The organism is Yersinia sp. 2553 StPb PI, assembly GCF_052217105.1.
Lineage (GTDB): Bacteria > Pseudomonadota > Gammaproteobacteria > Enterobacterales > Enterobacteriaceae > Yersinia > Yersinia enterocolitica_E.
Genome location: NZ_JAZGPX010000002.1, coordinates 2,720,516 through 2,740,768 on the forward strand (window position 1 = coordinate 2,720,516; position 20,253 = coordinate 2,740,768).

Below are 20,253 nucleotides of genomic sequence, written 5' to 3' on the forward strand. Positions count from 1 at the left end.
CAACTCATTAACGCATTTTATCTTCTAACCACTCACTGGCTTGCAATAATGCACGGTGGAAATTGTCGTACAGCGGCGTTGATGATATAGGTAATAGCTTGCCATCCGCCGAGGAAGAACAGATTAACTTCGCCTCTTCTTTCGGGCTGAATGGATCATTTTCCCAGTAGCCCGCCAACATAGGTGTTTGGCAACGCCGCCCCAGCAACCCCTGTGTTTTCAGCGAATAGCGGTTCATTTCTGTTCTAAGCGTTTCATCTGCCGCATCAGCCATTCCCAATCGGCTGGCCATAACATCCATATACATATCTGGCACCTGGCGCTGGCTGTCAGCGTTACACAGAAGATAATGCACAATCGGCCCAAGGCATGCCACAGCACGCACCCGCTGCGGCTCTAAATACCCCAGGCGCACCGCTACGTTGGCACCGAAACGGAAACCGAAAACACTGACTCGCTGATGATCAACCCAAGGGATATCCGGCAATGCCTGCAATACTTGCTGATGCAGATAACTGGTGTCCTGCGTTAACTTCCAACGCGACGAAGCCCCCACCGATGGCATGTCCACCGTCAACATGGCTATCCCTTTCGGGGCCAGATAGTCACGGAACAGGCGATGATAGTCACTTTGCAATGTATCCAACCCACCACACATCAATACCGTTGGGAATGGCGCACTGCCAACAGTCGGCATATGCAGGAACCCCGCCAGCGTACCGCCATCTGAAATCGCGAAATTAAGCTCTTTCAGGTTATACGGCAGGTGTTCAGCGGCGGCTTCATAGGCGCGGTTTGATAACACCTCGACTTGCTCGGCCAGCTCATCACCTTTCAGATGTGGGTAACCCGCAATGCTGTATAAATTGGCCGCATTTAACCAGTATTGACCAGCATTCAATGGGTCAGTCTCTTCCATGGCTTTTTGCTGCCACAGCATCCCCTGATGGGCCCACTCATAAATCCAGTTACCATTGCGATAGCCCACCACGGTATCTAGCAGTTCGTTATCGCTGTGTTCTGCCTTTGAACAGGCAATGCGTGACAACACTTCTTCTATTTCAAGGGGATCAACACCGCGCCAGGTCCATATCAAACGGTTGATCATCCGATACCAATGGCTGGTGGTATCACCGTCCAAGGCAGAATGTACCGTCATAGGATGGTTGCAGTGAGCATGCCGCACGAGAGTTGAAGTTTCAGGATGCTTGAACTTTGGTTTAAACAGAATTTCAGAGAGGTTGGCTTGTGCCATGGTAACGATAGCCTCCATAAGCCGTGATTCAGGCCCGATAAGGGCTGGTCAGATGGGGTCAAGTGTACTCATACTGCGGAGAAAATGAAACGCCCGGAGCTGACCAGGCGTTTAAAGCCAACTAAATTACTTACCGCTTAAAGGAGCAACAAAGGTTACAGCCATATCCCACGGCTGCTCAATCCAGGTGCCCTGAGGAATATCAACCACATAATCATCAACTAATGGGCGACCAGCAGGTTTGGCGAAAATAGTAACAAAGTGTGCCTTCGGATACATCTCACGGATAGCTTTCGCAGTGCCGCCAGTATCAACCAAATCATCAATCACAATAAAGCCTTCGCCGTCACCTTCAGCACGTTTCAGGACTTTAAGCTCGCCTTGGTTATCATGGTTATAACTGGCGATGCAAACGGTGTCGACATAACGAATACCCAGCTCACGCGCCAGAATACCCGCAGGCACCAAACCACCACGGCTTACCGCAATAATCCCTTTCCATTGATCGGCTGGCAGTAAACGCTGTGCCAGTTTGCGGGCGTGAATTTGCAACATATCCCAGGTAACGACGTATTTTTCGCTCATAAAGTGTAATCCCAGCCAGTAAAGGAGTGGCTTGCCATGTATCAGAAGGGGAAAAAAGGTTGCGCGAGATTATAGTGAGCCAGCCGGATAAAAACCAGCAATTATCGGGTTAATTAATCGGGTCTAATGCGGTAATTGTGCGGCGAAACGCGCGTAATGCCGATGAAAGTGATATTCTCAAACCATCTCGCCATTCCGATGGCGGTTTGTCACTACCCTTAAAATCTTTAGTCATCAACCCGATAGCATCTCTGACATCTTCATCCTGAGGTTGCCGATATGAGCATGCTGTTACAGGAGACTTACAGTGTCTGAACTGTCTCAACTTTCGCCTCAGCCGTTGTGGGATATTTTCGCAAAAATCTGCTCAATCCCCCATCCGTCTTACCATGAAGAAGCGCTGGCGCAGCACATTATGACGTGGGCCAAAGAAAAAGGTCTGCACGCTGAGCGTGACAAGGTCGGTAATATCTTGCTGCGTAAGCCTGCTACCAAAGGGATGGAGAACCGTAAGCCAGTTGCGCTGCAAGCTCATCTGGATATGGTTCCGCAGAAGAATAATGATACGGTACATGACTTTACCAAAGATCCTATCCAACCATATATCGACGGTGAATGGGTTAAAGCCCGTGGCACCACATTGGGTGCGGATAACGGCATTGGTATGGCTTCTGCGCTGGCCGTATTGTCTGATGACAGCGTTGAACATGGCCCACTGGAAGTGTTACTGACCATGACCGAAGAAGCCGGTATGGATGGTGCCTTCGGCCTGCAACCTAATTGGTTGAAAGCCGATATTCTGATTAATACCGATTCTGAACAGGAAGGTGAAATCTATATGGGTTGCGCTGGTGGTATTGATTTTATCACCACTCTGGCCCTGAAGCGCGAAGCCGTTCCTTCTGGGTTCCAAACCCTGAAACTGACCTTAAAAGGCCTTAAAGGTGGTCACTCCGGTGCGGATATCCATTTAGGTTTAGGCAATGCCAACAAGCTGCTGGCCCGCTTCCTGTTTGAACACGCAAAAGATCTGGATCTGCGCGTATTGGATCTCAATGGCGGTACATTGCGTAACGCTATCCCGCGTGAGGGTTCGGTGATCCTGGCAGTTAGTGCAGATAAAGTCGATCAATTGAAAAGCCTTAGTCAGGCGTATCTGGCAACGTTGAAAAACGAGCTGGCGGCGGTGGAAAAAAATCTGGCACTCCTGCTCGAACCGGTATCCACTGAGACAAAAGCGCTGACTAAAGACACACAGCAGCGTTTAGTGGCACTGCTGAATGCCACGCCAAACGGTGTAATTCGCATGAGTGATGCCGTTAAAGGCGTGGTTGAGACCTCACTGAATGTCGGTGTGGTTACCATGAATGAGAACGAAGCAGAAATCATCTGTCTGATTCGTTCCCTGATCGACAGCGGCAAAGATTACGTGGTGAGCATGCTGACGGCAATTGGTCAGTTGGCTGGTGCACAAACGCTACCGAAAGGCGGTTACCCTGGCTGGCAGCCGGACCCAACCTCTCCTGTCATGGCATTGGTGCGGGAAACATACCAAAAACTGTTCAACAAAACACCGAACATCATGGTTATCCACGCGGGTCTGGAGTGTGGTTTATTCAAAAAACCTTACCCGGATATGGATATGGTGTCGATTGGGCCAACCATGACCGGCCCACATTCACCGGATGAACAAGTTCATATCGAAAGCGTGGGTCAATATTGGCAGTTACTGACCGCCCTGCTAAAAGCCATTCCAGAACGGGCATAAACAAATCTGATTGATCTTTATGTGATAACGGCGGTGCTTCGACCCGCCGTTTTTTATTGCATATACTATTCCCAACTAAGCAATAATTGCCGCTCAAGTTGTGGATCCAGTAAAGTGACATGTAGCCCTACCAAGCGAACTCCCCGCCCGGCTCGCCGTTCATTCCATGCAGTGCGCGCCACTTGTAGCAGATCAGTCTTATTCAGTTCCGGCCAGACATGCTCCTGCGTAGTTTGTTGAAAATCATGAAATTTCAATTTAATACCCTGACGCGCAATATGCAGATCCGGCCTCACTTTACGTAATCGAGTTTCCAGTTCAATATAAAGCTGTTCAATCAATGCCTCACAACTTTCCCAGTCATGAATATCTTCCGCCAGCGTTCTTTCAACACCGACCGATTTACGCAATCTGTCCGGGGATATTTCCCGCTCATCAATACCGTGGCTACGCTCCCACAACACATGACCGAATTTGCCAAAACGCTTTAATAGTTCAGCCTGCGGATAGTTTTGTACCTCGCCGCAAGTAACCAACCCGAGTTCTTGTAAACGTTTAGCGGTCACTTTCCCCACGCCAGGAATCTTACTCAACGGCAAATCATGCAGGAAAGGCTGAATCTGATTAGGGGTGATGACATATTGACCATTCGGTTTATTCAGATCTGACGTAATTTTGGCCAGAAATTTTATCGGGGCAATACCGGCGGAGGCGGTCAGACTCAGTTCATCAGAAATCGCTTGACGGATTTCCTGAGCAATTAAAGTGGCAGAACCACTGCATGCAGAGCAATCAGAAACATCCAGATAGGCTTCATCCAGCGAGAGCGGCTCAATCAGCGGGGTATAGCGAGCGAAAATTTCACGGATATGCAGCGACGCCTCTTTATAAGCCGCCATTCTGCCAGGAATAACTTTAAGCTGTGGGCAGAGTTTAAGTGCCATCGCCGTTGGCATAGCACTACGAACACCATAACGTCTGGCAGGGTAATTGGCCGTACTGATCACTCCACGCCGATCGCGGCTGCCGCCAATCGCGATGGGAATATCACGCAAACTGGGATCGTCGCGCATTTCCACTGCCGCGAAGAAGCAATCCATATCGACATGAATAATCTTACGCATGTTATCTTTCCCCAACCAAACCACTGTATAAGGATACAGTTAAATCGGAAAAATTCAAGATTATCCTAATCCTCAACCCGCCTCAGATTGCTTATCGGAGGCTAGCCTGCTATCTGTTTACTCAGTCCTCTCCAATATCAGCAAGTCCCGCCGATAAAGCTGGCTAGACGGCCTAAATCCACATTACCTCTCGAAAGAATCACACCAGCCCGTTTGCCGCGCAGATCGAACTGATCACCAAACGCAACGGCTGCCTACAGGCAACCGCTGGGTTCAACCACAATCTTCATTTAGTGGTCGCTAAAAATAGAACTCTTCAATGACTTATCTTGCTGATGCCGTTCTAACGCCAGTTCAATCAGTGTTGTGATCAACTCTGTAGAACCGACTCCCGTGGCGCGCCAGAGTTTGGGGTACATACTGATATTAGTGAAACCAGGTAGTGTATTGATTTCATTTATAATAACGGTATTTTCTGGCGTTAAAAAGACATCTACCCGTGCCAGACCACGGCATTCAAGCGTACGAAACGCGGCTAATGCTACTGCGCGAATATTGTCGCTGGCTGCATTGTCTATCACTGCAGGGATAACCACCTGAGCACCGGTTTCATTAATATACTTGGTATCGTAGGAGTAAAATTCATCACTGACGACCACTTCACCACACAGGCTAGCTCGAGGGTTATCATTACCCAGTACCGCACATTCAATCTCGCGCCCAACAATAGCTGATTCAACTAATACCTTATGGTCAAAATCAAACGCAAGCGTAACAGCCTGCTGGTATTCAGCCGCATTGCGTACTTTACTCACCCCAACCGAGGAGCCTTGATTTGCCGGTTTGATAAATAAAGGTAAGCCAAGTTTTGCCGTTATCTGCTCAAAACTGTAATTATCTTTATTTGTCCGTGTCAGCGTAATAAAAGGGGCAATATTCAACCCGGCATCACGCAGTAACCGCTTGGTGAGATCTTTATCCATGCTGACCGCAGATCCCAGCACGCTGGACCCAACGAAGGGGATATTGGCCATGCGCAGCAAGCCTTGCAAAGAACCATCCTCGCCTAATGTACCGTGTACTATCGGGAAAATAACATCCAGTTGCGCCAATGCTGTGGCATTATCCGCCGCAATCAGTTGCTGGCGCTCTTGACCGGGAATCAACGCTACATTTCTGTTTGAGTGATTCAGGGAGATCAGCGCTGGATTCTCTGCATTTAACAAATAGCTGGATGCATCGTTAACATGCCATTTCCCCTGTTTATCAATACCCAGTAGCGTGACATCAAACTTTTCCTTATCAATCGCCTCTACGATGTTTTTAGCCGACTGCAACGACACTTCATGCTCAGCCGATTTACCACCAAAAATCACACCAACCCGCAATTTCGACACACAGTATTCCTTCTTAAAATCTGGCACTTAAAGGTGCAACAACCCAGTGAAATCTCACCTCACACTAATACAATCTTTGTCTGCTTAACTAATGGTTTTTAAGATTTATACAGAATTTTCTCACTCCGCGACAGGGAATAAACATCATCAATATCAGTATGTAATTCTATCGTTGATGAATACCACCCTATTTATTCATATCAAGATAACCACCGCGATGAGTCATAATTATCCTAATCAAAACACCAACTAATTACGTATATAACAGAATTGAATACTGTTATTGGTTTTTTTTTGCATTTTGTCATTTATTTTTAATAAAAAACCATTAAATTCGACAAGGTCGAAAAATGTTAGTTATATGATTAACCTTCACCTCATAAAATTCATTATTAGATAATGAATGGAAACTATATATTATGCGAAATTATATAATGGCTACCCTACTCCTTTCCGCTACCTTTGTTGTTAACGCCCAATCTGTTACCCTTGCAGCGCCACAAATTATTGCCCACCGTGCAGGAACGGCTGATGCGCCAGAAAATACCTTACCGGCTATCGATAAAGCACTGTCTAATGGTGCTGACGCCATATGGATTACATTACAACTATCGAAAGATAATATTCCGGTATTGTATCGCCCTATAGACCTCAAAGAGTTGACAGATAAGTCCGGTACCATCTCAGGTTATACTGCACAACAACTGGCTAAAGTGGATGCGAGCGTTGCCTATGATAAGAAACATCATATTCAACCGAAGGCTGGCACACACACACAGGTATTCCCACACTTGATGAAGTGCTGAAGAAGTATCCTGACACGACATTCTATCTGGACATTAAATCGCCCGATGCCGACCCAATAACCTTTGCCAAAGCCCTAAAAGAGACGCTTACCGCAACCAGCAAAGGAGAAAAAGATCGCTTCGTACGTACCCGAGTTTACTCTACGGATGATAACTATCTGGAAGCACTGGATAAAGTGAATGAAACCAGTGATATCTCACATAAAATCAATCGATTTGAAAGCCGCAACTTTACTCGGACTCAATTAGCTAATATTACGATGGATCATAAATGTGAATTGCCAGCAGATAATAAAGAACGTTGGTATGGTTTAGAGTTACATCGAAAAGTACAAGTGGTAGAAAAATACACGTTGGGCGAAGGGCGTTCTGATGCAGTATTAAGTTGGGATAAAGAGGCGATGGATTGTTTTAGAAGGAATACCAACGCACATATTATTTTCTTCGGCATCAATACTCCCGAAGATTATAAAAAAGCGAGGGAATTACAGGCAAATGGAGTTATGGTTGATTCTCCTGCACTTTTTAAAAGTATAGTGAGTAAGTAAGAATAAATAAGTAAAGAACAACCACAATGGTATAGACGTAAATCAGAAAATGAAAAACAGCATTATCGACGTAGACTAATCAGCCACGAATAGCACTAAAGCGTAAATACCCCCCTGGTCAACACTGAGTTGGCTGGGGGGTTATGTCTAAATTTGCTTGTCGTGCATATAACCACGTTTTATACAGAATGCTCGGCATTAAAGCATCGTAATCTATAACACATCTTATAGGATACGGTATTGATCCAATTTTTTCTGGCGAGCGGCTTCCTTAGCCAAGCGCTTCTTACGAGAATCACAAGGCTCAGGGCAATCACATACTTTCTCCATCCCCAAACCCGTTATTCCTCCGCAACTGCCCTGTAAGGTTTTACGTTTTACGATATAACCTAACGACATCCCGCCGATGGCCAATAGAAAAAAGACAAAGGATGCGATAAAAACAGTCAACATATCCTCTCCTATCAAGGCCGTTTTTGCAGATAAGGTTTGAACGCATCAGAATAGCGTTCCTCAAAACCTTCATCGGTTTTTACTATCATAAACACTGGAATACCCAGTAAATTAGCGAGTGCCATCCCTCTTTCTGGCCCAAGGACATCTAACCCAGTCGACAGTCCATCTGCGGTCATACAGCTTGGGTCCAAAACAGTAATTGAGACTAATCGGTGGTTAATTGGTCGGCCAGTATCCGGGTCAATCGTATGTGAGTAACGCACACCATTCTGTTCAAAGTAATTACGATAATCCCCTGAGGTTGCTATTGCCATACGTCCAGGTTCGATAACCTCTTGAGCACTTTGCGCAGAACCTGCGACAGGTTTTTCTATCGCAATGCGCCAAGGTTTATTTTCCCCATTATTGCCACGAGTCCGTACTTCCCCTCCGATATCAACCATATAGTTGGTGATATTTTGCGTTTCCAGATATTCGGCTACAACATCGACCCCATATCCCTTGGCAATAGAGGATAGATCAACATACAACTCAGGGATCCGTTTGAGCAAGGCACCATTTTCTACGGCCAGATTATTAATACCGACCCATGCCCGACGTTTGGCAATTTCAGCCTCAGTAGGAACAACATCTGGCCGCCCTTCAGGACCAAAGCCCCATAAGTTAACCAAAGGTCCGACGGTGACATCCAGCGCCCCATCGGTCAGGCGATTAATGCGAATAGCCTCACGCACGACTTTAGCCGTCGCCGCTGAAACCGCGAAAGGTGTATTCACGGCACGACTTTGATTGAAGCGACTCAATTCAGAGTCGGGCCGATATGTCGACATCTGGTCATTAACCTGTTCCAACTCGCGGTCTATTTCCTGCTGTAACTTCTCTGGGCTGGGTGTGGATGAGTCACTCATATACTTAATTGAATATGAAGTTCCCATGGTTTTACCTTCGAGATTAACTTGCTCAGGACCACATCCTGTGAGCAGCAAAATCCCCACCACTGCCATGAACCAATGTGTTATCTGTTTCTGCACAATATCCCCAATTGCAGTAAAAAGCCGTGTAATGGCAAATCAGCCACCAAAATCATCAAGCATAATATTGTCGTCTTCCACACCGAGATCCTTCAGCATCTTGATAACTGCCGCATTCATCATCGGAGGGCCACACATATAGAATTCACAATCTTCCGGTGCCGGATGATTTTTAAGGTAATTTTCTAACAACACGTTATGAATGAAGCCGGTATATCCCGTCCAATTATCTTCCGGCTGTGGGTCTGATAATGCAACGTGCCAACGGAAATTATCATTCTCAGCCTGTAACTGGTCAAAATCTTCTTCATAGAACATTTCACGCCGTGAACGCGCACCATACCAAAAACTGATTTTACGCTTCGAATGTAGCCGCTTAAGCTGATCAAAAATATGCGAGCGCATCGGTGCCATACCCGCCCCTCCGCCAATAAAGACCATCTCGGCATCGGTATCTTTGGCAAAAAACTCACCAAATGGACCAGAGATAGTCACCTTATCACCGGGTTTTAGTGACCAGATATAAGAGGACATAATACCTGGCGGTGCATCAGGAACTGACGGTGGTGGCGTGGCAATACGCACGTTAAGCATGATAATGCCACGCTCTTCCGGGTAGTTTGCCATCGAGTAGGCACGCACCGTTGGTTCAACGACCACTGACTCGAACCGGAACAGATTGAATTTATCCCAATCACCGCGATATTCATCAGGCACATCGAAGTCCGCGTATTTAACAGTATGCGGTTCGGCCTCTATTTGGATAAAACCACCGGCACGGAATGGCACCACTTCACCATCTGGAATCTTCAGTTTCAGTTCTTTGATAAATGTGGCTTTATTATCATTAGAGATAACTTCACACTCCCACTTTTTCACCCCAAAGATTTCTTCTGGCAATTCAATTTTCAGATTTTGCTTAACGCTAACCTGGCAAGCTAACCGGCAGCCTTCTTTCGCTTCACGCTTTGAGATATGTGAAAGTTCCGTCGGCAGGATATCCCCGCCACCTTCTTTAATTGTCACGCGGCACTGCCCGCAGGAACCGCCACCACCACAAGCTGAAGAAACGAAAATACCTTGGCTGGAAAGCATGTTGAGCAGCTTATCCCCTGCCGGAGCGGTAAAACTTTTGTCCGCATCATCATTAACATCAACGGTAATATCACCGGTATTCACCAATTTTGATTTGGCAAATAGAATCATCACCGTCAATGCCAGTACGATGAGGGTGAACATCACTACGCCCAGAATTATTTCCATGAATTATTCCTGCCTTTATAAATTCACACCGGAGAAAGACATAAACCCTAAGGCCATCAATCCGGTTGTGATAAAGGTGATCCCTAACCCCTGTAAGCCCGCAGGCACATTGGCATATTTCATTTTTTCGCGAATACCTGCGAGGGCCACAATCGCCAGCATCCAACCGATACCCGAACCAAAGCCATAAACGATGGACTCAGGGAAGTTGTAATCTCGTTGCGCCATAAAGGAGACGCCGCCGAAGATGGCGCAGTTGACGGTGATCAGTGGCAGGAAAATACCCAATGCGTTATAAAGTGCCGGGAAATAGCGATCGAGAATCATCTCCAACACCTGCACTATGGCAGCAATAACACCAATAAAGGTGATGAAGTTGAGGAAACTAAGATCAACCCCTTCAACCAATGCGCCATCACGCAGCACCAGGTTATAAACCAGATTATTCGCAGGTACTGAGATACCCAATACCACCGTTACCGCGATACCAAGGCCAAAGGCAGTCGACACTTTCTTGGAAACAGCGAGGAAAGTACACATCCCCAAAAAGAATGCTAACGCCATATTCTCCACAAACACCGCGCGGACAAACAGACTGATGTAATGTTCCATCGTCAATTACTCCTTCTCAATCTGCGCAGGTTTCAGGGTACGTAGACCCCAAATCAGCAAACCAATGATAAAGAATGCGCTTGGTGCCAACAGGAACAATCCGTTCGGCTGATACCACCCGCCGTTCTGGACGGTTTCAAATACTGTTACTCCAAATAATTTGCCGGAGCCAATCAGTTCGCGAACAAAACCCACCAACACCAGCACTACGCCGTAACCCAAACCATTACCAATACCATCCATAAAGCTTTCAATCGGCGGCGATTTCATCGCATAAGCTTCAGCACGCCCCATCACAATACAGTTAGTAATAATCAGGCCGACAAATACGGATAGCTGTTTGGATATCTCATAGGCATAAGCCCGTAAGATCTGATCGACCACAATCACCAGCGAGGCAATAATCACCATCTGAACAATGATGCGCACGCTGTTTGGAATATGATTGCGAATCAGTGAGATAAAGAAACTGGAGAACGCCGTTACCAAGGTAACGGCCAGCGTCATCACTAATGCGGTTTCCAGCTTGGTGGTCACCGCCAGCGCGGAACAAACGCCAAGGATCTGTAAGGCTATCGGGTTGTTATCAAATAACGGCCCAAATAAAACCCGTTTAATCTCTTTGCTATCAGCCATTTTTTAACGCTCCTTCGCGCACTTTTTTCAGGAACGGGCCAAAGCCGTTTTCACCGAGCCAAAAATCAAAGCTGTTTTGCACCCCATTAGAGGTCAAGGTTGCACCTGACAGACCATCGATCGCATGAGGATCATTAGCCGGTGCGCGCCCTTTAACAATCCGAATAGCCGGTTGGCCTTGCTCGTCAAATAGCCGCTTACCAATCCATTGATTACGCCAAATTGGGTTCTCAACCTCGCCTCCCAGCCCTGGGGTCTCACCCTGATCGTAGTAGGTGATACCACGCACCGTTTTGCCGTCAGTGTCGATGGCAACAAAGGCATACATCATTGACCACAGACCGGAGCCATAAACAGGGAGAACTATCTTGTTGATTTGCCCGCTTTCACCACGTACCAGATAAATTTCAACGACATTCGCGCGCCGGCGGATGCCAGCAATATCCTGTGCGGGCGTCAGGGCAATGCTCATTTGGTCACTACGCAGTGCCTGAGCACGATCAAAGGTTGCCGGATCTTGTTGAATAAACGCACCGCTTTGCAAATCCAGCAGCCGTGGTTCAATGCGCAGCGCAAATTCCCGCTGAACGTCTTCTGCCGGCATTCTTGGTTGCAACAAACCCGCCACCGCTAGAATATTGCGCTGTTTGTCTAATAGCCGTTGCTCCTGCTGCTTGGCTTTCAAACCAACAGCCGCACCAGAAACCACCACAGAACACACCAGACAGAGCACAATTACCACCAGCAACGTTTTGCTGATGCTGTCATTATTTCTTGGTTTATCACTCGCCACGCGCTTTCCTCCGCTTGATGTTGGCCTGAACAACCACATAGTCAAACAGCGGTGCAAACAGGTTGGCGAACAGGATCGCCAGCATCATTCCTTCGGGATAAGCTGGATTAGCGACGCGGATTAACACACACATCGCACCAATCAAGCCGCCATACCACCATTTCCCTTTATTGGTAAAGGAAGCCGACACTGGGTCGGTCGCCATAAAGATCATCCCGAAAGCGAAACCACCGAGTACCAGATGCCAATACCACGGCATGGCAAATAACGGATTGGTAGTGGAACCAACCCAGTTAAATAGGTAGGCCGTAGCAATCATGCCAATCATGACCCCAGCCACAATCCGCCACGAGGCGATGCGGCCGAAAAGAATAATGGCACCGCCAATCAGGATCATCAGCGTAGAGACCTCGCCAATAGATCCGGGAATATTACCGAGGAAAGCATCCATCCACGTAATAGGCTGATTAGTAATGGTATTAACCAAACTGTGGCTACCGTTGACACTCCATTGTGACAATGGAGTTGCACCAGAAAAACCATCAGCGGCAGTCCACACCAAATCACCGGATATCTGTGCCGGATAAGCAAAGAATAGGAAAGCACGCCCAGCCAGTGCCGGGTTGAGGAAGTTACGCCCAGTGCCACCAAAAATCTCTTTACCAATAACCACACCGAAAGAGATCCCAAGTGCTGCTTGCCATAATGGCAATGTGGGAGGGACTATCAGGGCAAACAGAATCGAGGTGACAAAGAAACCTTCGTTGATTTCATGCTTGCGGACAATAGAGAATACCACTTCCCAAAAACCACCGACCACAAACACAACGGCATAGATAGGCAGAAAATAAACCGCCCCCAGCACCATTTTGCTTGCCCAGCCAGCATCTGGAGCCAATGACGCCCCTAGCATTTGTGCCAACCAGTAATGCCAGTCACTGGCTATAACCTGTTGCAGTTCCGCGCCACTGTAGAGTTGGTTTAGCGCCGGGATGGCCTGTAGCCCTACGTTATACATGCCCCAGAACATGGCTGGGAATACCGCCAGCCATACCAGAATCATCATCCTTTTCAGGTCGATTGCATCTCGTACATGGGAAGCACCCGGTGTTACTTTGCCCTGCGTATAGAAAATAGTGGCTGCGGCTTCATATAGCGGATAGTACTTCTCTAATTTGCCACCCGCTTCAAAGTGGTGCTCTATTTTCTCAAGAAAATTTTTCAGGCCCATCAGTTATCCTTCCTGCTCAATCTGGGTCAATATGTCGCGCAGTGCCGGACCGTATTCGTACTTACCGGGGCAGACAAATGTACATAAAGCCAAATCTTCTTCATCTAACTCCAGGCACCCTAGCGCTTGCGCGCTGTCGGTATCACCGGATAACAGATCACGCAACAAATGGGTTGCCAGGATATCCAGTGGCATCACCCGCTCATAGTTGCCAATAGGCACCATAGCGCGCTCCCCGCCGTGCATGTCGGTTGAGAAAGCAAACAGTTTGCGTTTGAAGAAATGGCCCAGCGTGGTGCGGGTGATCGAATATTTATCGCGACCTGGCATTACCCAACCAAATAGTTCTTTTTCTCGCCCTTCGCGGATAACCGATACTTGCTGGTGGAAACGGCCCAAATAACCATGAGTTGCGGAGAAAGCCGTGCCGCTGAGGACTGAACCAGAGATAATACGGTTCTCCCCCTCTTTTAACTTAGCCGCGGTTAATTCAGCCAGGCTGGCACCCAAACGGGTACGCACTAATACCGGTTGATTTACCTGTGGACCCGCCAGCGCAACGATGCGGTCAGTACAGAGTTCACCACGGGTAAATAATTTACCGATAGCAATCACATCCTGATAACCCACATGCCACACCATTTTACGCAAGCTCACCGGTTCAAGAAAATGGATGTGGGTACCAACCAGACCCGCAGGATGGGGGCCGGAGAATTCATTATAAGTTATCTGGGCATTAGAATGGTTGGCAACCACCTGCCCCGGGGCATGGCCCACATGCACCTTGCCTTCAGTTAGACGCGTAAGAACAGTTAAACCGTGCTTAAAGGCGTCTGACTCAGTGGCAATAATGACCTGCGGATTGGCTGCCAGCGGTTGGGTATCCATTGCACTGACAAAAATAGCGCGTGGGCGACTACTAGGAACAGGGGTTTTACTAAACGGGCGGGTTCTGAATGCGGTCCATAAACCAGACGCCAGTAATAGGCTTTGCACCTGTTCATTGCTCAGATGATTAAGGTCCGCTGCATCATAGTGTGGGAAAGGTACTTGCTCATCCCCTTCAATCTCTATCACAACAGATTGTAGCACCCGGCGTTCACCACGATTAATAGCGCTAATTCTGCCACTGGCGAACGCAGTAAAGGTCACCCCTGGATTTTTTTTATCTTCAAAGAGCGCCTGGCCTTTCTTAACCCAATCACCTTCTTGCACCAACATTGAGGGGCGCATGCCCACATACTCTTCACCGAGCAGAGCCACATGACGAATAGCAGGACCATCCTCTATCACCTGCACAGGTGCTCCGGCGATGGGTAGGTCGAGTCCTTTCTTTATTTTAATCATAGGTTTGAGCGACTTTATTAGTTATATCAAATGCTGTACTTAGCCCAGAGCGTACAGCCACATAAAGATAAGATACTTTCATGGTTCAGTTAAACGACGGTTTAATACCCAGTCAATTAGATCAACATAAACGCTAATTGAAAGCATCGCGGTAATGAGTACTGATACCCACATTGAATGATTTCAGGGTAAAATGGCTGTTATAACGATTACATGTGCAAGCCATCAGCAGTGGACGATTTTAGCATTTTCATTCCGCACTGTCTGACAAATGCAGTGACCTGGGTCAAGCAAACACGAATATTTTACGGCTAATTTATCTATCCACTCGGTAAAACCGTATCGTTAATTCATGTTTACCGACTTTGTGGTTATTTTATACAAAACATATATTGCTAAAATTTTTCCGACTGATAATCTGCGCCTATAAATCGAAAAATGCAGTGGCATAATTTACATAATATAAGTAGGAATAATAAATGGGCAAAATCGCACGGTTGTTTGCGATGCTTACGTTTGTGGTGATAATTGGTTTGCCTGCGGTATCCTTCACCAGCTCAGCCAGTGAGCCTGTGGCAGTATCCAAAGAGCTAAAACAACAATTACTCGGGTCATCGGTCTATATTCAGATTTTCAAAGAAGAACGTACCCTGGAATTATACGCCAGGCTACAAGGTGAATATCGTTTAGTGCAAAGCTATCGCATCTGTGAATTTTCAGGTGGCCTTGGCCCAAAACGCCGTGAAGGGGATTTTAAAAGCCCGGAAGGTTTTTACAGTATTGATATGCGCCATTTAAAACCTGACAGTAAGTTTTATCGGGCAATCAATATTGGCTTCCCAAATGATTATGATAAGTCGCAGGGTTATTCAGGGAAATATCTGATGATCCACGGCGCTTGCAAATCAATCGGCTGTTATGCAATGACCGATGCCTATATGGACGAGATATTTAACTACGTGCAAACGGCATTTATCTTTGGTCAGGAAAAAGTGGATATCAGTATCTATCCATTCCGTATGACTGAACAAAATATGCAACGCCACCGTAACTCGTCGGATTACAGCTTCTGGCGGCAATTACAGCCGGGATATGCCTATTTTACCAAAAACCGGATGCCCCCATCCGTTGCAGTGATCAACGGGCAGTATGTACTCAGCCGCCCGCCAGTCTCCAATGCACCGGTATCGCAATATGCGCTCACCAAATCAAATTCGCTCACCAAAACAGAATAATGCAAATTCACCTGGTGCAATTTTGTGCCAGGTTTCATTACCTGTCAGGGGTTGAGTCGCAATCACCGTGACCACATCTTTGGGTGTGGTCTGGCGTTGAAAATCTATCTCAACATCTTGATCCAGTAAGGTCGCTTTACCAAAAGGTGCCCGGCGCGTAATCCAATACAGATTGGTCGAACAGAACGCCATCACAAAACGCCCATCCGAGAGCAACATATTAAAGACCCCTTTGGCCCGCAACTGCTCACATAGGGTAGCGATATAGCGGAATACCGCTGGCCAGTTACTGGGAGTACGAGGGTAGCGCTTTGCCAATTGATTAAGTAGCCAGCAGAAAGCATATTCGCTGTCAGTCTGACCGATAGGCCGGAAAGTACCGGTCTCTAATTGACGATAACCTTTAAGTTGGCCGTTATGGGCATACGTCCAGTTTCGTCCCCACATTTCGCGGGTAAAAGGGTGGGTATTCTCTAACGCCACTTCACCGCGATTTGCCTGACGGATATGAGAAACCACCGCACAGGATTTTATCGGGTAGTCTTGTACCAAACGGGCTATGGGTGAATTAAAACTGGGTTGGGGATCTTTAAACGTGCGGCAACCATTACCTTCATAAAAGGTAATACCCCAGCCATCTTTATGTGGGCCAGTCCCCCCGCCCCTTTGCACTAGGCCGGTAAAGCTAAAGCAAATATCCGTGGGAACATTTGCGCTCATCCCGAGCAATTCGCACATAACCAACCTCCCGCGTATATCTTAGCTCTTGGTGTTGCAGCGTTGTAGCTGCTCTCGCTCACCGTCTAGGTGATCAACGAGATTGATAATACCGTTGATCACCACGACATATCAGGCTTTAACCATCTCTTTTTCAATCAATTGAATCAAGATATGAATCACTTTGATATGAATTTCCTGAATGCGATCGGCATAACCAAAATGGGGAACCCGAATTTCGATATCTGCCGTACCCGCCATTTTGCCACCGTCTTTACCCGTCAGGGTGATCACCTTCATCCCTTTGGCACGAGCAGCATCAATCGCCTTAATGACATTAGCTGAATTACCGGAAGTGGAAATACCGAGTAATACATCCCCTGCGCGGCCGACGGCTTCAACATAACGAGAGAAGATATAGTCATAACCAAAATCATTACTAACACAAGAGATATGGCTAACATCTGAAATAGCAATCGCCGGATAACCTGGACGATTCTCGCGGTAGCGGCCGGTCAACTCTTCGGCAAAATGCATGGCATCACAATGGGAACCGCCATTACCGCATGACAAGACTTTACCGCCAGCCTTAAAAGAATCAGCCAATAATACGGCTGCGCTCGCAATAGCATTGATATTGCTATCATCTTTCAAAAAGTTTGCCAGTGTGTCTGCTGCTTCATTCAATTCACTGCGGATTAAATCCTGGTACATGGGAGCCTCTTTATAGTTCTATGGCATCGATATTCATCAGCCGTCAGTGTACCGGATAGCATAAACAGCGAGAAGCACTGTAATGAATAAGACATAAGAGTTTTAACTATTAATGCGGGCAGTTTGTGAGATGAGTTGTAAATAACATGTAATGGTATTGATAAAAATAATGAGATGGACTACAACAAATGTATCTCTCAACAGGTCAGACCTCCTACATCTCAGGAGCTTCACTATGATGGTTCTTAGCATTGTTGCCTTACTGGTTCTTATTGGTGTGCTGTTCTATCACCAGGTGAACCTCTATCTCAGTAGTTTGATTCTTGTCGTTTACACCGCCGCGATGGGAGCGTTGCAGTTATGGTCATTCTGGGCATTATTGCCTCTGGTGATTGTTTTGCTACCCCTGACGCTGACCCCACTGCGCCAGTCACTGTTTTCTGCACCAGCATTGCGCATGTTCCGTAAAGTCATGCCTGCGATGTCACGCACCGAAAAAGAAGCGATTGATGCAGGTACCACTTGGTGGGAAGGTGATTTATTCCAGGGCCAGCCTGACTGGAAGAAACTGCATAACTACCCAAAACCGCAGTTAACTGCCGAAGAACAAGCTTTTATTGATGGGCCGGTAGAAGAAGCCTGTCGTATGGCTAATGACTTCCAAATTACCCACGAACTGGCTGACTTGCCGCCAGAACTGTGGGCGTATCTGAAAGAACACCGCTTCTTTGCGATGATCATTAAGAAAGAGTACGGCGGCCTTGATTTCTCAGCTTATGCTCAGGCACGTGTACTGCAAAAACTGTCTGGCGTGTCTGGCATTTTGGCCATCACTGTTGGTGTACCTAACTCTCTCGGCCCCGGCGAATTGCTGCAACACTACGGCACTGAAGAGCAAAAAAATCATTATTTGCCTGGTTTGGCTCGTGGCGACGAGATCCCTTGTTTCGCCCTAACCAGCCCAGAAGCGGGTTCTGATGCCGGCGCAATCCCAGATACCGGCACCGTCTGTATGGGCGAATGGCAAGGTAAGCAGGTACTGGGCATGCGCCTGACCTGGAATAAACGCTATATCACCCTCGCCCCGATCGCCACAGTGCTCGGGCTGGCGTTCAAACTGTCTGACCCTGAACATCTGTTGGGCGATACCGTTGATTTAGGCATCACCTGTGCGCTGATCCCAACCAACACCCCTGGGGTGGAAATTGGTCGTCGTCACTTCCCACTGAATGTGCCATTCCAAAATGGCCCGACCCGTGGCAACGATATCTTTGTGCCGATTGATTACATCATCGGCGGGCCAAAAATGGCTGGGCAGGGCTGGCGCATGCTGGTGGAATGCCTGTCTGTTGGCCGCGGGATTACCTTGCCGTCCAATGCCACTGGTAGCTTAAAAAGTGTGGCGATGGGGATCGGTGCTTACGCCTATATTCGTCGTCAGTTCAAAATCTCAATCGGTAAAATGGAAGGGATTGAAGAGCCGTTGGCGCGAATCGCCGGTAATGCTTATGTGATGGACGCGGCGGCAACCTTAATTACCAGCGGTATTATGCTAGGTGAGAAACCGGCGGTGTTATCCGCTATCGTTAAATATCACTGTACCCACCGTGGTCAACGCGCTGTGATGGATGCCATGGATATTGCCGGCGGTAAAGGGATCTGCCTTGGTCCGGCCAACTTCGTAGCCCGTGGCTACCAAGGTGCCCCTATCGGTATCACCGTTGAAGGCGCTAACATTCTGACCCGTAGCATGATTATCTTCGGCCAGGGGGCAATCCGTTGCCATCCGTTTGTTCTGGATGAAATGGCAGCAGCACAATCTAATGATGTTGCCGCCTTCGATAAAGCGCTGTTCGGTCATTTGGGCCATGTGGGTAGCAGCAAAATCCGTAGTTTCTGGTTGGGGCTGACCAATGGCCGCACCAGTGCCACACCAACCAAAGACAGCACTCGCCGTTATTACCAGCATCTGAACCGCCTGAGCGCCAATTTAGCTTTACTGTCTGATGTCTCAATGGGGGTGTTGGGTGGCAGCCTGAAACGTCGTGAACGTATCTCTGCCCGTCTGGGGGATATTCTCAGCCAAATGTATCTGGCATCAGCAACGTTGAAACGCTATGAAGACGAAGGCCGCCAAAAAGAAGATCTGCCGCTGGTTCATTGGGGTGTGCAGGATGCCCTGCATCAGGCAGAGCAGGCTCTGGATGATTTACTGCGTAACTTCCCAAATGGCGTTATTGCCGGGTTAATGCGGTTGGTGGTCTTCCCGTTTGGTCGCGTACATCAGGCACCGTCAGACCAGTTGGACCATCAACTGGCGCAGTTACTGCAAGTACCGTCAGCAACCCGCAGCCGTATTGGTCGTGGTCAGTATCTGACACCGAGCGAGTTTAATCCAGTAGGTTTGCTGGAAGCCGCTTTGCAAGATGTGATTGCAGCAGAGCCAATTCATAAGCGCCTGAGTAAAGAAGCGGGTAAAAGCCTGCCATTTACTCGCCTGGATGTGCTGGCAAAAAATGCGCTGGCTGAAGGGAAAATCAATGTTGAAGAGGCCGCTATTTTGACTAAAGCAGAAGAGAGTCGCCTGCGCTCAATTAATGTCGATGAGTTTGCAGCCGATGCCTTGGCAGCCAAGCCCGCACTAAAGCAGCCAACCAAACAACGGCAAACTGAAGCAGCGTAATAAATAAGTCTTATTGATGTTAGTGTCTACTCAAGCCTCCGATTCAGGAGGC

General features: G+C 47.6%; 17 protein-coding genes and 1 pseudogene. 4 read left to right on the top strand and 14 right to left on the bottom strand.

The window, feature by feature from the left end; genetic code table 11:
* Positions 1-7 precede the first annotated feature (7 nt).
* Positions 8-1,255: an esterase FrsA gene (gene frsA / locus V2A84_RS14070; RefSeq protein ID WP_372568750.1), complete on the bottom strand. Its 1,248-nt coding sequence runs from the start codon at positions 1,253-1,255 to the stop codon at positions 8-10.
* Positions 1,256-1,381: 126 nt separating this feature from the next.
* Positions 1,382-1,840, bottom strand: coding sequence for a xanthine phosphoribosyltransferase (gpt, locus tag V2A84_RS14075; protein WP_083160123.1), 459 nt, complete (start codon positions 1,838-1,840; stop codon positions 1,382-1,384).
* Positions 1,841-2,147: 307 nt separating this feature from the next.
* Between gpt and pepD the strand changes: the two genes are divergently transcribed.
* Positions 2,148-3,608: a beta-Ala-His dipeptidase gene (pepD, locus tag V2A84_RS14080; RefSeq protein WP_420073548.1), complete on the top strand. Its 1,461-nt coding sequence runs from the start codon at positions 2,148-2,150 to the stop codon at positions 3,606-3,608.
* 65 nt (positions 3,609-3,673) lie between these two features.
* Here the strand turns inward: pepD and dinB are convergent, their stop codons facing one another.
* Positions 3,674-4,732: a DNA polymerase IV gene (gene dinB, locus V2A84_RS14085; protein WP_442848923.1), complete on the bottom strand. Its 1,059-nt coding sequence runs from the start codon at positions 4,730-4,732 to the stop codon at positions 3,674-3,676.
* A gap of 290 nt (positions 4,733-5,022) precedes the next feature.
* Entirely contained in the window at positions 5,023-6,129 is a 1,107-nt protein-coding gene (gene ddlA, locus V2A84_RS14090) for a D-alanine--D-alanine ligase (protein WP_083160129.1), read from the bottom strand.
* Positions 6,130-6,548: 419 nt separating this feature from the next.
* On the opposite strand from ddlA, the pseudogene V2A84_RS14095 reads away from it, so the two are divergent.
* A pseudogene (locus V2A84_RS14095) lies at positions 6,549-7,483 on the top strand (glycerophosphodiester phosphodiesterase family protein).
* Between the two features lie 225 nt (positions 7,484-7,708).
* Here the strand turns inward: V2A84_RS14095 and nqrM are convergent.
* From nqrM to V2A84_RS14135, 8 genes are read right to left on the bottom strand one after another with little or no spacing between them, the layout of a single operon-like run.
* A complete protein-coding gene (gene nqrM / locus V2A84_RS14100) occupies positions 7,709-7,936 on the bottom strand; it encodes a (Na+)-NQR maturation NqrM (protein WP_083160133.1) in 228 nt (75 codons plus the stop codon).
* An 11-nt stretch (positions 7,937-7,947) separates the two neighbouring features.
* Positions 7,948-8,970 carry an FAD:protein FMN transferase gene (locus tag V2A84_RS14105; RefSeq protein WP_083160136.1) on the bottom strand — a complete coding sequence of 341 codons (1,023 nt, stop codon included), beginning with the start codon at positions 8,968-8,970 and terminating at the stop codon, positions 7,948-7,950.
* A gap of 39 nt (positions 8,971-9,009) precedes the next feature.
* Positions 9,010-10,233, bottom strand: a complete 1,224-nt coding sequence (gene nqrF / locus V2A84_RS14110; RefSeq protein WP_083160138.1) for an NADH:ubiquinone reductase (Na(+)-transporting) subunit F — start codon at positions 10,231-10,233, stop codon at positions 9,010-9,012.
* A gap of 15 nt (positions 10,234-10,248) precedes the next feature.
* Positions 10,249-10,845: an NADH:ubiquinone reductase (Na(+)-transporting) subunit E gene (gene nqrE, locus V2A84_RS14115; protein WP_004392325.1), complete on the bottom strand. Its 597-nt coding sequence runs from the start codon at positions 10,843-10,845 to the stop codon at positions 10,249-10,251.
* A 6-nt stretch (positions 10,846-10,851) separates the two neighbouring features.
* Positions 10,852-11,481 carry an NADH:ubiquinone reductase (Na(+)-transporting) subunit D gene (locus V2A84_RS14120; RefSeq protein WP_083160140.1) on the bottom strand — a complete coding sequence of 210 codons (630 nt, stop codon included), beginning with the start codon at positions 11,479-11,481 and terminating at the stop codon, positions 10,852-10,854.
* A complete protein-coding gene (locus V2A84_RS14125; protein WP_083160142.1) occupies positions 11,474-12,274 on the bottom strand; it encodes a Na(+)-translocating NADH-quinone reductase subunit C in 801 nt (266 codons plus the stop codon). The genes V2A84_RS14120 and V2A84_RS14125 overlap by 8 nt, the downstream gene beginning before the upstream one ends.
* Positions 12,264-13,505 (bottom strand): NADH:ubiquinone reductase (Na(+)-transporting) subunit B, encoded by a 1,242-nt coding sequence (locus V2A84_RS14130; RefSeq protein WP_083160144.1) that lies wholly within the window; start codon positions 13,503-13,505, stop codon positions 12,264-12,266. Before V2A84_RS14130 ends, V2A84_RS14125 begins: the two co-directional genes overlap by 11 nt.
* Before the next feature lie 3 nt (positions 13,506-13,508).
* Positions 13,509-14,852 carry a Na(+)-translocating NADH-quinone reductase subunit A gene (locus V2A84_RS14135; RefSeq protein ID WP_083160146.1) on the bottom strand — a complete coding sequence of 448 codons (1,344 nt, stop codon included), beginning with the start codon at positions 14,850-14,852 and terminating at the stop codon, positions 13,509-13,511.
* Between the two features lie 479 nt (positions 14,853-15,331).
* On the opposite strand from V2A84_RS14135, the gene dpaA reads away from it, so the two are divergent.
* Complete coding sequence (dpaA, locus tag V2A84_RS14140) at positions 15,332-16,087, top strand: peptidoglycan meso-diaminopimelic acid protein amidase (protein ID WP_083160149.1); 756 nt, start codon at positions 15,332-15,334, stop codon at positions 16,085-16,087.
* Here the strand turns inward: dpaA and V2A84_RS14145 are convergent.
* Positions 16,061-16,825, bottom strand: a complete 765-nt coding sequence (locus V2A84_RS14145) for a class II glutamine amidotransferase (protein WP_102970460.1) — start codon at positions 16,823-16,825, stop codon at positions 16,061-16,063. The two genes, dpaA and V2A84_RS14145, sit on opposite strands and share 27 nt — an antisense overlap.
* Positions 16,826-16,936: 111 nt before the next feature.
* Positions 16,937-17,518, bottom strand: coding sequence for a D-sedoheptulose 7-phosphate isomerase (gene lpcA, locus V2A84_RS14150; protein WP_083160151.1), 582 nt, complete (start codon positions 17,516-17,518; stop codon positions 16,937-16,939).
* Between the two features lie 235 nt (positions 17,519-17,753).
* Between lpcA and fadE the strand changes: the two genes are divergently transcribed.
* Positions 17,754-20,201, top strand: a complete 2,448-nt coding sequence (gene fadE, locus V2A84_RS14155; RefSeq protein ID WP_083160153.1) for an acyl-CoA dehydrogenase FadE — start codon at positions 17,754-17,756, stop codon at positions 20,199-20,201.
* Positions 20,202-20,253 lie beyond the last annotated feature (52 nt).